Origin of the sequence: Halobaculum marinum, assembly GCF_029338555.1 — an archaeon.
Classification (GTDB): Archaea; Halobacteriota; Halobacteria; order Halobacteriales; family Haloferacaceae; genus Halobaculum; species Halobaculum marinum.
Genome location: NZ_CP119989.1, coordinates 2,233,249 through 2,246,433 on the forward strand (window position 1 = coordinate 2,233,249; position 13,185 = coordinate 2,246,433).

The following is a 13,185-nucleotide window of genomic DNA, read 5'->3' on the forward strand; positions in this document are numbered from 1 at the left end:
ATGTCTGAAAGCACCGCGGATCTGAGCATGAGCCGGGAGGCGCTCATCGCCATTATCGCGAAGTTCGCACTCGCGGCGACGGGCTTCCTGGGCGTCGTCATCTTCTCCCGTGTGCTCGGCGTCAACGGCGTCGGGCGCTACTACGCACTGCTCGCGGCGGCGAACCTCGTCGCACAGATTTCCAGCGGGGTGAACGGCGCGATCAAAAAGCGCGTGAGCGAGGTGGAGACGCCCGTCCGCGAGTATGTCGGGCTGGGCGTGGTGTTCAACACTGGGTTCGTCGCGGTGTTGGCCGTACTCTTGCTCTTCACCTACCCCATTCTCCAGTCGTACATCGGTCCCTTCGCCTTCGGCATCGGCTTCATCGGTGTGGTCGCCAGCCTGAGTTACTTCGCGCTCGTCAACCGGGTGTACGCGGGCATCGGGAACACTGGGGCGTCGTTCTGGACAGACACGCTCCGGAGTCTGCTCACCCTCGCTGCACAGGTGACACTGTTGTGGCTGGGATGGCACGTGCTCGGTCTCCTTATCGGATTCGTCGCCGCGACGGCAGCGACGGCCGTCGTCGTCTATCTCCTCTTGCGCCTCCGGCCGGAACTTCCCTCGCGGGAGACGGTGTCGCGCACCTACGAGTTCGCACGCTGGAACGTTCCGAACGGCCTCCTGCAGAACATGTACTCGCGGCTGGACGTGCTGTTGCTCTACGCTATCGTTGGGAGCTCTGCCGTGGGGCTGTATGAACCGGCACTTCGGTTGACGATTCCGGCGACGTTTATCTCCGCGAGTATCGGCGACTCGCTGGTGGTGAAGGCCAGCGGCCTCCACTCGATCGATCGGGACGTGGTCGACGACCTGAAGAATGCTGTCTCCTACACGTGTCTCCTCTCGATTCCGATCTTCTTCGGAGTGGTGGCGATGCCCGCAGAGTTGATGACAGTCGTCTACGGTCCCGACTTCGCCGCGGGCGCGTTGGCGCTCGTCGGGCTGGCGGCGTTCCAACTGTTCAACACCCTCCGGCTGCCGTTCGCGATGGTCATAAACGGGATCGACCGGCCCGACCTTGAGTTCCGGGTGAAGTTGCTCGTCCTCGTCATCCACGCACCGCTGGCAGTCGGATTGGGCCTGGAATACGGCCTCCTCGGCGTCATCGCCGCGACAGTCACGACCGAAGTCATCCGGGTCTTTCTCTACCTCTACGCGGCGCGCAGGCTGTTCGACGAACTCGTCCTCACGTGGCAACTGGGCAAACAGCTGCTGAGCGGGCTGGTGATGTTCGCTGCCGTCGCGTGGCTCGTGGACACCGTCGGAGTTACGGGGTGGTTCAGCTTGGTCGGCGTTGTTGGCGTCGGTGCCGTCGTTTACTTCGCGACGCTCGGAGGGATCAGTTCGCACTTCCGGTCGACCCTGGGACACGCAGTCACGAACGCAGTGCCTGAAGAGAGACAGTTCTGGTGAGTGCTACCTGAGCTTCTCGGCGAGTATCGCTGGAAGGCGAGGGGCAACCAGCCGCGGGTGGCGTCGCAGCAGCATTGCGAGCCACCGGAGGTTGTCTAGGAGGCTGTAGTGGTCCTCGTCGTTGTCTCGGTGTTCGAACTCGTGGTCGATGCCAACGACGGTGTAGCCCGCCTCGAACGCGCTCATCAGGAAGTCTGTGTCACCGCCGTGTGAGCAGGGAACCGGGAATCCACCCGTGTCCTGCCACGCCTCCTTCCGGAAGCCCATCACGCGGCCCATCCCCGGCGTGAACCCCTCGGGCCACGACACCTGCGGCAGAATACCGGTGCCCCTGACGGTGACGACGGTTCGCGGTTCTGCCGCGACCCGATCGACCACGCGGTCGAACCACGCCGTCTCGAAGATGAGGTCGTCGTCGAGGATCAACACAACGTCGTGGCTCGCGTTTGCCACGCCCGCGTTCCGGGCGCGGTTGAGTCCTTCATCACGGCGAACTTGCACTTCCACGTCGGGACGGTCGGGAATCGAGTCTGTCGTCAACACCCGTTCTCGGTTCGACGGGATGACGACGCTGACGGCAGTCATTCCAGATACCCGAGGTCTTTCATGTGCTGCTCGACCTGCAGGCTGTCGGGATCTATCGCCTTCGTGTCTGCTGCGAGTTCGGAGCAGGTCGCTAGTTGCTCCTGTACGAACGCGTCCAGTTCCTCGTGGCGTTCGTCACCGTCCACGATGCGCTCGTCGCCGTCTCCATACTCGGTGTTCAGGTAGGTGTCCTCGCCGACGGCCTCGGTGTTGAAGCGCTTGGCGACCTGGCCGCGTGCGCCGTGGAAGTCAAGGGTGCCGTCGTAGAACACTGGCTCCGTCTCCACCGGATCGTCGAGGAGCGACCGCCCCATCAGAAGGTCCTCTGCAGGGGAGTCGATGCCACATAGATCCAGCAGGGTCGGCACCAAGTCGACGAGCGAGACCTGCCCGTCTCGCTCGCCAGATTCGACGGGACCGTCTAAGATGAGCGGGACTCGGGTACACTCCTCGCAGAAGAAGTTGCCGTGGCCGAACTCCCCCCACGTCTCGTAGTCGTCGATGATCTCGCCGTGGTCACTCGTGATGACGAGGATATCGTCCTCGGTCAGCCAGCCCTCCGGCACGAGGTAGTCCTCGACGAACGACTCGATCTGCGTGTCTAGATACTCGCACTCGGCGTCGTAGAGGCGACCTGCGTCCCGGATCTCGGCGTCCGTACATCCCTCGCCGTCCTGCTTGCAAACTCGCCTAGTGACATTGTTCGCCTCGCTTCGATTGGACACCGTCTCGAGGTCGTCTGGCATCCAGTCGGCGGGCGGTTCGTACGGGTGGTGGGAGTCCATATAGTGGAGCCACAGGTGGACGGAATCGGAGTCTGGGTCGCGCTCTTCGAGCCACGACTGGGCCCGTCCGTTCAGGTCGGCCGCCGTGCTGTAATAGTGCGACTCGGTGAGTGCATTTTTGACGCGCTGCCAGATCTGCATGTATCCGAACTCCAACAGTGCGAATAGCCGGCTCGACTCGTCGACGTACTCCCGAACCTTGTCCCGGAGGCCGGCCTCGTAGCCGGAGCCGGTCGCGTACCCGCGGTCGTAGTTGTAATCGGGGCCGACGAACTTGTTGTCCGACCAGACGCCGCACTCGTAGCCCACCTCGGAGAGTTCCTCGGCGAGCGTCGTCACGCCACCCTCGGTGGGGATGCCGATGCCGTCGATACTACTCGGGTAGCGTGACGCCATCATCGAGGGGAACGACCCGGGAGTGAAGCCGGCGTTCGAAACTGCGTTCGAAAAGTGGAGTCCCTCGTCGGCCCGGCGCGTGAGGTACGGCATCACCTCCGGGTCAGTCGCCCTGTCGTAGCGGAGGCTGTCGCCCGAAATGATGATGACATTCCTGTCAGTCGTACCGGTTCCCGGGTCGCTCATCGGAGCGGAATATACCAGAAACCGGTTTAAATGGTTCGTTCCTCGCGGAGCGCCTCCCGGACCTCCGTCGCGAATCGATCTGCGCCGTAGCGCTGACGGGCGCTCGCCGCTATCGAGTTGGGGTCGAACGCGCCCGGGTCGAACTGTTTGATCGCCTCGGCGACGGCGTCGACGGTTGGCTCGACCCGATGTCCGTTCTCCGCATCGACCATGTACTTCGGGTTCGGCTCGTCTGTGACGACGAGCGGCGTTCCATAGCAGAGACACTCCGCGATGGCCATCCCGAAGTCTTCCTCGACGGGGATGAACACGCCGCCCTTCGCTTTCCGCATCGTCTCGACGACCGCTTCCTCGGGGACGAATCCGCGGAACTCGACGTTCGCACCCGTCTCCTCTGTGAGTTCTGTGAGCTCCTTCCTGAGCGGCCCGTCGCCACAGAGCACGAGGCGTTCGTCCGTCCGGGCGAACGCGCGGATGAGCGTCTCGAGGCGCTTTCGCTCACCAAGCCGGCCGGCGGAGAGGAAGTAGTCCTCACGGTGCTCGGTGTCGAGGACCGGCCGGTCGTCGTACTCGATTGGCGGGTTCACCACCGTCGCGTCCAGTCCGTAGTGGCGGTCGATGCGCTCTCTGGTCGTTCGGCTGTTGGCGAGTATCTTCCGGACCCGCTGCATCTCTATCCAGTCGGCGTACATGGCGGGTTTCCGGATGAGATAGCGGAAGTTCCCGAGTCCGGTGAGTTTGTCCCGCCCCAACCACTCCGTGTAGCGAAGCGGTGGATGGTGGGTGTAATGGTGGTGGAGCTGACGCGACTCTGGTTGGTAGAACTTCGCCGGAACACCCGTCGTGACAACCGTGTCGTACTCCGGGAGGTGGAGACGGCCTGTCTCGTAGGCCACCATCGCGTCCCTGAGCATCGTCGGGAGTGAGTTCGCCCTCTCGGCGTAAAGCGTCACCTCCCGCTCGACGCGCTCCTCGTACCACGCCGGTTTTCCGGCCCGGCCGGCGTAGAGGTCAGCGTCTAACGCCGCGGCGAGGGCAGTCGCCACCTTCGCGGCACCCCCGGGAGTGTCCGCGAAGCCGTCGTGGACGATTGCGACGCGCTCGTTCATTCGTCCGCCTCCCGGGACCGTCCGTCGAACTCCCACCTTCCGCCCCACCGGCGCACGCGACGGTCGAGGCTGTGTCCATCGATCATACTCGCCGGTCGGGTTCGGGGGGCAAATAACCCTGCGGGCTCCCCAGAGGCGCCACGCAAGTGTGGTGAGAACCGACGAACACCGTCATCGAGCGTGACACACAACGGATACCCTCAACCAGAAGGTCGACAACACCTCGACGCATTGGCGAATCGCAGTGCAAGCCGCCAATTAGCTCCACAGAAGATCGAATTCTGATCAGAACTCACACACGAGACACGACCTGAGCCCATCCGCTCTCTCGTCTAGTCTCATGAGTACCTCAACTGCACCGCGTATGATCTGGTTGGCTCATTCCCATTGAACGTCACAACAGACAAACACACTCACGACCCCGTCTGGTCGGAAGACCCCCTCAGAGCCGCCGCTCAGACGTGAAGTGTTCAGTCGGATCTCTGTGTCATTCAGAGGATGAAGTGGGCCCTCCAATTGTCATCTGAGTGTGATCCCGTTTCGAGAACAAAACCACTTCACAAGGCTTATCCTCGTTTTCCAAGTCCATCGATGCAATGAGTCGAAGCGATAGCGACACGACCCCCGGCGGTGGGAATCCCGCATCCACCGTTCAGGGGCTTGATTACTTCGAGGAGAAGTCGGTTACCGACGTCCTCCGGGACTTCTATCACGTCCCGGTGCTCCTCGCGGTCGTTGCGTTCATGCTGTGGGTCCGCCTCCAGTCCTACGGCAACTTCATCCGCGACGGCCAGGTGTACTTCTCCGGGAACGACGCGTGGTACCACCTCCGACAGGTTCGCTACACCGTGGCGAACTGGCCGTCGACGATGCCGTTCGACCCGTGGACGTACTACCCGTTCGGCACGGCTCAGGGGCAGTTCGGCACCCTCTACGATCAACTCGTCGCCACGGCTGCCCTCGTTGTCGGTCTCGGCTCTCCCTCTGAGGCGCTTGTCGCGAAGACGCTTCTCGTCGCCCCCGCTGTCTTCGGCGCGCTGGTCGCGGTCCCCACCTACCTCATCGGTAAACGTCTCGGCGGGCGACTCGCCGGTCTCTTCAGTGCGGTCATCCTGATGCTCCTCCCCGGGACGTTCCTCCGCCGGGGCCTCGTTGGCTTCAGCGATCACAACATTGCCGAACCGTTCTTCCAGGCATTCGCCGTCGTCGCGCTGATGATCGCGCTCGCGGTCGCCCAGCGTGACCGCCCCATCTGGGAACTCGTTCAGGCGCGCGAGTGGAAAGAACTGAAACCAACTATGGTGTGGAGTACGGTCGCTGGGATCGCGGTTGGTCTGTACATCTGGACGTGGCCCCCAGGCGTCTTCCTGCTCGGACTATTCGCCGCCTACGTCGCATTCCAGTCGGTCTCGGATTACGCGGGCAACCGCTCTCCCGACCACGTCGCGTTCGTCGCGGTCGTCTCGATGACCGTGGCCGCACTGATGGCGTTGGTTCGCTTCCAGGTACCGTCGTTCAGCCCCGCGCAGTTCAGCCTCATCCAACCCCTATTCGCACTCGCGACGGCCGCAGGCGCGGCGTTCCTCGCGGTGCTGGCTCGACAGGTCGAGGCGCGCGGCTTCGCCGACGACCGCCTGAGCGAGTACGGCTTCGCGGGGATCGTGGGCCTCCTCGGGGCGGTCGGTATCTCCCTCATCATCTTCGTCGAGGCGACACCGTTCACGACGGTCGAGAACAACCTCCTCCGCTTCGTAGGCTTCTCCGCGGGTGCGGCGACGCGCACCATCGGCGAGGCTCAGCCGTTCCTCCAGTCAGGTCTCGTCCAGTATTACGGCGGCTTCGGTGTCGTCATCGCGGAGTACGGCTTCGCATTCATTACGGCGTTGGCCGCTGCGGTGTGGCTCCTCGTCAAACCCCTCTGGAAGCGCGGTACCACGGGTGACTACTACTACCTCGCGGGCGCGACCGTGGTCGTTCTGTTCATCTTCGTCGGGAAGGCGCTGTTCAACCCCCTCGCGGCGTCGCTCGGGTTCAATCCCCAGGTGCTCGGCCTCGGTATCGTCGCGCTCCTCGTGTTCGGCGCCGCCGCCCGGGTGCGCTACGACGCCGAACACCTGTTCGTGTTCGTGTGGGCGGCGTTCATCACGGCCGCCGCGTTCACCCAGATTCGGTTCAACTACTACCTCGCGGTGGTCGTCGCCGGACTGAACGCGTACTTCCTCCGGGAGGTCCTCAGGGTCGTTGGGACGGACCTCGTATCCGATCTCTCGCTCGACGGGATCACCTGGCACCGCGTTCTCACTGTTGCCGCGGTGATCATGGTCGTCCTCGGTCCCGTGCTCGTCGTTCCGCTGTCGCTCGGCAACACCGGCTCGGTGTCCATCGACCGGACGAACAACGCCATCGGCGTCGGCAACAGCACGTCACCCGGCGAGGTCGTCTACTGGAACGAGAACCTCGAGTGGATGGCCGACAACACGCCCGCCGAGGGGAACCTCGGGGGCGCCGGCAACGGTGACTCGCTGGAGTACTACGGCACGTACCAGCGGCCCGCGGACGACGACTTCGACTACGAAGACGGCACCTACGGCGTGATGTCGTGGTGGGACTACGGCCACTTCATCACCACGCAAGGCGAGCGCATCCCGCACGCGAACCCGTTCCAGCAGGGTGCGACCTCGGCTGCGAACTACCTGCTCGCCCCAAGTGAAGACGACGCAGACGCCGTGCTCGCCGGTATCGACGACGACGGCGAGGCCGAGGACATGCGCTACGTCATGGTCAACTGGGAGATGGTGACCGTCGGCTCCGAGTTCGGCGCGCCGGTCGTCTTCGACGACGACACGCAGGCGTCGGACTACTACTCGCCGACGCTCGCGGTCAACTCCGAGGGACAGCCCATCGGGCAGGTGGCGTTCTACTCGAAGGAGCAGCGCTACTACGAGAGCCTGATGGTGCGCCTGTACAAGTACCACGGGAGCCGAGCCGAGCCGAGCGTCAACACCCTGTTCGGCGAACGGGTCATCGTGTTCGACTACGACACCGTCACCACCCGGGACGGCTCCACGACGTACAAGGTGATGCCCAGCGGCGAGAACGCGTCGGCCATCCGGACGTTCGGGAACATGAGTGCGGCACAGCAGTTCGTCGAAGAGGACGGCACTGCCCAGATCGGTGGCGTCGGTGACTATCCGCGGGAGCCGGTGCCCGCACTCGAGCACTACCGCCTGGTGAGCACCTCCGAGACGTCGTCGTACGTTTCGGGGTCGTACCAACGGAACGTGCTCCGCGAGTCGCGGTCGCTCGGGCTCCGTCCCTCGCTGCTCCAGCAGACCCAGCCGCAGTGGGTGAAGACGTTCGAGAAGGTGCCGGGCGCGACCATCGAAGGCTCGGGCGCCGAACCCGGTGAGACCGTGACGGCGAGCGTGCAGATGCAGGTGCCGTACGGTGGCACCGGCGGCAACGCCTCGACGTTCACCTACACGCAGGAGACGACCGCCGAGGACGACGGCACGTTCACGCTCACCGTCCCGTACTCGACCACCGACTACGACGAGTACGGGCCCGAGAACGGCTACACCAACGTCAGCGTGCGGTCGGTCTCCGGCTACACCATCTCTGGCGAGGTTCGCTCGAACGAGTCGGCGTACGTCGTCCGCAACCAGGGGACCGTCAACGTGAGCGAGGGGCTCGTCAACGGCGACCAAGACGGCGCGGCGACCGTGACGCTCTCCGAAGAGGTGCTCCAGGAGCCGGAGGGCGCACAGAACGGGTCGGAGACGAACACCTCCGAGAACAGCAGTTCGCTCGCCGGCGGACTCGACGCCCTCGACGGGTTCGACCAGACCGGACACCAGCCGAGCGGCGACGTGACTGTCGTCGCCGGCGACACGGGCGACGCGGTGGCACCGTCGATTCGAGCGCCCACCACAACGATCACGGTTCCGTAGATGACTGACGGGGAGGCCGACACGACTAGTCGGCTTGGGGGGGAACCCGTAGAGGAGGCGAGCGCCGTGGGTGACGACGACGACGTCGGCGCGCTCGGGGCGTACCTCCGCGGCGTCGCGATGGGGGCCGCCGACGCCGTCCCAGGCGTCTCCGGTGGGACCATCGCGTTGATCACCGGCATCTACGACCGGCTGATAGCCGCGTTCACGTCCGCCTCGCCCGCGCTCGTCCGGCGGGTCCTCGCGGACCTCGTTCGCGACCGCGGCGACCTCCGGACGGTGTTCCGCGAGGTCGACGGCGCGTTCCTGCTCGCGCTCGGTGCTGGGATCGCGACCGCGATCCTCACCGTGACGCGCGCGCTCGACACCGCGTTGGAGACGATGCCGGTACTCACGTACGGCTTCTTCTTCGGCCTTATCGCGGCCTCCGCCGTCGTGCTGCGTGACGAGGTGTCCCTCGACACGCTCGGGCGCGCCGCCGCCGGGGTGACCGGCGTCGTCGTCGCGTTCGTCGCCTCCGGGAGCGCGAGCGCCGCCCTCGGCGAGTCACTCGCAGCGACGTTCCTGGCTGGCGCGGTCGCGGTGAGCGCGATGATCCTCCCGGGCATCTCCGGGTCGCTCCTGTTGGTCATCCTCGGCCAGTACGAGCGGATGACGGGGGCGCTGTCGGCGTTCGTCGACGCGCTGCTCGCGCTGGTCACCGGCGGGTCGGTCGCCACGGTCGTCGACACCGCCGGACCGGTCGTCGCGTTCCTTGCCGGCGGTGTCGTCGGCCTCCTGACGGTCGCGCACGCGATCCGGGCCGCGTTGGAGGCCCGGCGAGCCGCGACGCTCGCGTTCCTCGTCGGCCTCATCGTCGGGGCCCTGCGCGCGCCCGTCGCCCGCGTCACCGAGGAGGTCGGCGCGTGGACCGGCGGCGTGCTCGCGGAGTTCGCCGTCGCCGCCGTCGTCGGTGCCTTACTCGTCGCCGGCGTCGAGCGAGCGGCTGGCGGTATCGACCTCGACTGAGCACCACCGTTATCGGGGGCCACCGCGGGTCACGCCAGTCGTCCCCGACCCGCGGGCGTTTTGTCGCTCCCCGTCCGAACGCCATCAATGAGTGACGAGGCCGCCGACCCCGCGGTTCGGACCGTGACGATCCGCGCGGAGGGACACGAGAACGTCAGCGCCGAACACGGGAGCACGTTCGAGGTGACCAGCGACGACTGGCTCACGCCCGCTGGGGACTGCATCCTCGCGGTCGAGGCCGACACGACGCCCGCGGACGTGCCGCGCTCGTTCGTCGAGGCGTGTCGCTCCACCGAGGCGACCATCGAGGCCGAGTTCGCCGCCGCCGACGCGACGGAGACGGTGACGGGTCGCGGCCACCCCGACCTCACGTACGAGGGCGACCGGAGCATGGTGGGCCGCACGAGCGACTACGTCGACGAGCGGACGATCATGGTCGGCGCCGACAAGGCCGCCGGCGAGTTCGACCGCCGACTCGTGACGGCGCTGGAGCGCGGCGCGCCGCTGACGGTGACGCTCCGAGTCGACCCGTAGTCGAGTGGAGGTGGCCGCGGTCTGGGGCGACACAGACAGCCTGGGCCGACGCAGTCACGCGGTCAAAACGCGCACGTCAGTTCCCGTCGTCGCCGGTCGAACACTCCGCCTCGGGCACGCCCTCGACGGGCGCGTCGGCCTGTTCGTACGTCGTCTCGCCGGGGACGGCGTCGAACATCGGCAGCGAGAGCGTGTAATCGAACACGAGCGCGAACCGGGAGAACGGGTCCGCGAGGAACTCGCTCACGTCTCCGACACCGACGAACACGACCCCGACCTGCAGGTCGACGATGTCGGCGTCGCCGGTGGTACCGACCGCCGAGAGGCCGAACGCCCCCGCCGAGGTGAGGTTCGTGAACAGCGACGTGTGGATTGTGAGTTCGATCGTCGGCCCCTCAGTGCCGACGGTGAGGTCACGTCCGTCGCCGAAACAGTCGCCGGGAGCGGCGGCCGCCGGCAGCGACGCGACCCCCGCGACCGTCGCCAAACAGACGAGCGAGGCGAGCACCACCCGAGCGACCCGTGAGGACTGCACGGCTACCGGTCGGTTACCAGACAATAAAAAGCCGGGCGAACCGGCTATCGTTCGCGATACCGCCCGGTCAGACGCGGAACTTCGCCAGCGTCACCGGCCCGTCGGCGCCGTCGAACGCCACCTCGACGCTCGCTCCATCTTCAGCCGACACCTCGGCGGTGTCACCCTCGGCGACGCTGTCTGCCCCGGTGAGGGCTGCCCACGTCTGGGTGTCGCCGTCGACGGTGACGAGGAGCGCGGAGGCCTCGACGCTTTCGCCACCGACGTGCTGGATCACGAAGCCGGAGTCGGTCGCTTCACTGCTGAACGTTACGCTCGGCGTTGCCGTCGATACTGTCTGGTCGCCCGTGCCGAGCACGAACGACCCGAGAACTGCCGTACCGAGAACCGCAGCGATCAGGAGAACTGCACCAACACCGATGACAGCGACGACGAGGAGCGGTGTGCTCGTGTCGTCGAGTGTTTCGCGGAGTGTCATCATCGACAGAGGAACAAATCTAGAAATAAACATTTCGCTTCGATTTTCACAATCGATAGCAGTCGTCGGGATCGTGGCTCGTTCGGGGGCCGACCCCCGTCACCGGCCCCGACCGATCCCTTCGACGAGGTGGGCCGCGCTCGCGGGGTTCGTCGCCAGCGGCACGTCGTGCACGTCGCAGATCCGCAATAGCGCCGAGATGTCCGGTTCGTGTGGCTGCGCGGTCAGCGGGTCCCGGAGGAACACGATGCCGTGGCAGTCACCGTTGGCGACCTCCGCACCGATCTGCATGTCGCCACCGAGCGGCCCCGACGACTTCCGCTCGACCGTGAGCGCAGTCTCCTCGTTCAGGCGCTTCCCGGTCGTCCCCGTGGCCAGCAGGTCGTGCGTCGACAGGAGGTCGACGTACTCGCGAGCGAACTCGACGAGGGTGTCCTTCTGTTCGTCGTGGGCGATGAGCGCGAGGCGCATACGAACTGTCGGCTCCGCCAGACCTTCACTGTACGGGCGGGCGGGCAGTCAGCGGTGGAAGCGGGGCCGCGGCGGCACGCGCCGACGTGGGGTCGGAAGGGTTCGTCGGACCGGTCGGACTGTCGGTTGGTCGGGCTGTCGGATCGACGGACAGACGGACGCCTCCCGTCAGGGGAAGATCTTTCCGGGGTTGAGCGTTCCCGTCGGGTCCAGCGCGTCCTTGATCGCCTCCATCGCACGGACGCCAGTGTCGCCGTGCTCCGTCCGGAGGAACCCGCGTTTCCCGCGCCCGATGCCGTGCTCCCCGCTGGCGGTCCCCCCAAGATCGATCCCCGTCGTGACGATGTCGTCGTACACGCGCTCTGCGGTGTCGACCGCGTCGTCGTCCGTCGGGTCGACGAGCACGTCGAAGTGGACGTTCCCGTCTCCGGCGTGGCCGAACGTCGGGATCGGGATGTCGTGGCGCTCCGAGAGCGCACGGATCCGTTCGAGGAGCGTCGAGAACGAGCCGAGCGGCACCGCGACGTCGCCCGCGTGGAGCGACCGCCGGTCGGGGTAGTACGCGCGGACGGCGTCGGCGAGTTCGCGTCGCGGCTCCCACACGTCCTCGCCGGCCGCCTCCTCGCCGAGGACGACCGTCGTCGGGTCGTGGGCCGCGAGTACTGCACGGCAGAAGTCGACCTCCTCGTCGACGCCGTGGTCGGCCTGGAACTCGAGGAACAACGTCGGTCGCTCCGGGAGGTCGGCGTCGATGTACGCGTTCACCATCCGCGCGCTCAGAGCGTCGACGAGTTCGACGGCGCTCACGTCGACGCCGGAGCCGACGATATCGGCGGCGGCGTCCGTCGCGTCCGCGAGCGTCGAGAAGGTGACGCGGCCGACGCGGGTCTGCTCGGGGCGACCCGCGAGCGCGAGCGTCGCCCGCGTCACGACGCCGAGTGTCCCCTCGCTTCCGACGATCAGGTCCCGGATATTGTACCCCGAGGAGCTCTTGGCTGCCCTTGTCCCCGCCGTGAGCACGGAGCCGTCGGCGAGCACCACCTCGACCTCACGCACCCAGTCGCCCACCTCGCCGTACTTGACCGTCCGCTTCCCGCTGGCGTTCGTCGCGATCATGCCGCCGACGGTCGCCATGTCCGCGGACGTCGGCAGCGGCGGGAAGAACAGCCCGTGGGCCGCGACGGCCTCGTCGACCGCGGCGCCGACGACACCCGGTTCGACGTCGATCTGGGCGTCCTCGGGTCGGACCTCGAGGACCGTGTCCATCCGCGTCAGATCGAGACTGATGCCGCCCCGAACGGGGACCGCGTTTCCCTCGATGCCCGTCCCCGCCGCGAACGGTGTGACCGGGATGTCGCGCTCGGTCGCCGCGGCCAGCACCGCAGACACCTCCGCGGTCGATTCCGGCCAGACGACGACGTCGGGGGGTGCCGCCTCCTCGGGCGGCGTCCCCCAGTCGCGCCCGTGGTGGTCGCGGTCGGCGGTCGTCGTCGACACCCGGTCGGGCGAGAGGATCGAACTGAGAAACGCCGTGTCCGTCATGGGCGAGTCTCGCGAGTGGCGGTGAAAACGGTTGCGACGGGGGTGCCCTGGGGGCCGAGAGGCGGTGGCTTGGCTGGGACGGTCGGTGGCGATGCGGGAGATGGCCGGTGGCTTGGCTGGGACGACCGGTGGCTCGGCAACGCTTTAGGAG

Annotated in this window: 11 protein-coding genes; 4 read left to right on the forward strand and 7 right to left on the reverse strand. The window is 66.3% G+C overall.

Annotated features, from left to right (window positions below):
• Positions 1 to 27 precede the first annotated feature (27 nt).
• Complete coding sequence (locus tag P0R32_RS11570; RefSeq protein ID WP_276237161.1) at positions 28 to 1,455, forward strand: oligosaccharide flippase family protein; 1,428 nt, start codon at positions 28 to 30, stop codon at positions 1,453 to 1,455.
• A 3-nt stretch (positions 1,456 to 1,458) separates the two neighbouring features.
• Here the strand turns inward: P0R32_RS11570 and P0R32_RS11575 are convergent, their stop codons facing one another.
• Genes P0R32_RS11575 through P0R32_RS11585 form a run of 3 tightly spaced genes read right to left on the reverse strand, consistent with a single transcriptional unit; the run spans position 1,459 to position 4,516 of the window.
• The gene (locus tag P0R32_RS11575) at positions 1,459 to 1,995 is read right to left on the reverse strand and encodes a glycosyltransferase family 2 protein (RefSeq protein WP_276237162.1); all 537 of its coding nucleotides are present in this window, start codon (positions 1,993 to 1,995) and stop codon (positions 1,459 to 1,461) included.
• A 41-nt stretch (positions 1,996 to 2,036) separates the two neighbouring features.
• On the reverse strand, positions 2,037 to 3,407 hold the full coding sequence (locus P0R32_RS11580) for a sulfatase (protein WP_276237163.1): 1,371 nt from the start codon (positions 3,405 to 3,407) through the stop codon (positions 2,037 to 2,039).
• Positions 3,408 to 3,433: 26 nt separating this feature from the next.
• Positions 3,434 to 4,516 (reverse strand): glycosyltransferase, encoded by a 1,083-nt coding sequence (locus P0R32_RS11585; RefSeq protein WP_276237164.1) that lies wholly within the window; start codon positions 4,514 to 4,516, stop codon positions 3,434 to 3,436.
• Positions 4,517 to 5,112: 596 nt separating this feature from the next.
• Here P0R32_RS11585 and P0R32_RS11590 point away from each other — a divergent pair.
• From P0R32_RS11590 to P0R32_RS11600, 3 genes are all read left to right on the forward strand, one after another.
• Positions 5,113 to 8,466, forward strand: coding sequence for an oligosaccharyl transferase, archaeosortase A system-associated (locus tag P0R32_RS11590; RefSeq protein ID WP_276237165.1), 3,354 nt, complete (start codon positions 5,113 to 5,115; stop codon positions 8,464 to 8,466).
• A 120-nt stretch (positions 8,467 to 8,586) separates the two neighbouring features.
• The gene (locus P0R32_RS11595) at positions 8,587 to 9,474 is read left to right on the forward strand and encodes a DUF368 domain-containing protein (protein WP_276239400.1); all 888 of its coding nucleotides are present in this window, start codon (positions 8,587 to 8,589) and stop codon (positions 9,472 to 9,474) included.
• A gap of 87 nt (positions 9,475 to 9,561) precedes the next feature.
• Entirely contained in the window at positions 9,562 to 10,008 is a 447-nt protein-coding gene (locus tag P0R32_RS11600; RefSeq protein ID WP_276237166.1) for a DUF371 domain-containing protein, read from the forward strand.
• Between the two features lie 76 nt (positions 10,009 to 10,084).
• On the opposite strand, the gene P0R32_RS11605 is transcribed toward P0R32_RS11600, so the two are convergent.
• From P0R32_RS11605 to P0R32_RS11620, 4 genes are all read right to left on the reverse strand, one after another.
• Positions 10,085 to 10,543, reverse strand: a complete 459-nt coding sequence (locus P0R32_RS11605) for a DUF7332 family protein (RefSeq protein WP_276237167.1) — start codon at positions 10,541 to 10,543, stop codon at positions 10,085 to 10,087.
• A gap of 67 nt (positions 10,544 to 10,610) precedes the next feature.
• Positions 10,611 to 11,021 carry a type IV pilin domain-containing protein gene (locus P0R32_RS11610; protein ID WP_276237168.1) on the reverse strand — a complete coding sequence of 137 codons (411 nt, stop codon included), beginning with the start codon at positions 11,019 to 11,021 and terminating at the stop codon, positions 10,611 to 10,613.
• Positions 11,022 to 11,120: 99 nt separating this feature from the next.
• Positions 11,121 to 11,492: a methylglyoxal synthase gene (locus tag P0R32_RS11615; protein WP_276237169.1), complete on the reverse strand. Its 372-nt coding sequence runs from the start codon at positions 11,490 to 11,492 to the stop codon at positions 11,121 to 11,123.
• Positions 11,493 to 11,660: 168 nt separating this feature from the next.
• On the reverse strand, positions 11,661 to 13,034 hold the full coding sequence (locus P0R32_RS11620; RefSeq protein WP_276237170.1) for an FAD-binding oxidoreductase: 1,374 nt from the start codon (positions 13,032 to 13,034) through the stop codon (positions 11,661 to 11,663).
• Positions 13,035 to 13,185: the final 151 nt, after the last annotated feature.

Coding starts and splice junctions, on each gene's coding strand:
- P0R32_RS11570 (WP_276237161.1), top strand. CDS start 28: ATGAGCCGGGAGGCGCTCATCGCCATTATCGCGAAGTTCGCACTCGCG.
- P0R32_RS11580 (WP_276237163.1), bottom strand. CDS start 3,407: ATGAGCGACCCGGGAACCGGTACGACTGACAGGAATGTCATCATCATT.
- P0R32_RS11585 (WP_276237164.1), bottom strand. CDS start 4,516: ATGAACGAGCGCGTCGCAATCGTCCACGACGGCTTCGCGGACACTCCC.
- P0R32_RS11590 (WP_276237165.1), top strand. CDS start 5,113: ATGAGTCGAAGCGATAGCGACACGACCCCCGGCGGTGGGAATCCCGCA.
- P0R32_RS11595 (WP_276239400.1), top strand. CDS start 8,587: ATGGGGGCCGCCGACGCCGTCCCAGGCGTCTCCGGTGGGACCATCGCG.
- P0R32_RS11600 (WP_276237166.1), top strand. CDS start 9,562: ATGAGTGACGAGGCCGCCGACCCCGCGGTTCGGACCGTGACGATCCGC.
- P0R32_RS11610 (WP_276237168.1), bottom strand. CDS start 11,021: ATGACACTCCGCGAAACACTCGACGACACGAGCACACCGCTCCTCGTC.
- P0R32_RS11615 (WP_276237169.1), bottom strand. CDS start 11,492: ATGCGCCTCGCGCTCATCGCCCACGACGAACAGAAGGACACCCTCGTC.
- P0R32_RS11620 (WP_276237170.1), bottom strand. CDS start 13,034: ATGACGGACACGGCGTTTCTCAGTTCGATCCTCTCGCCCGACCGGGTG.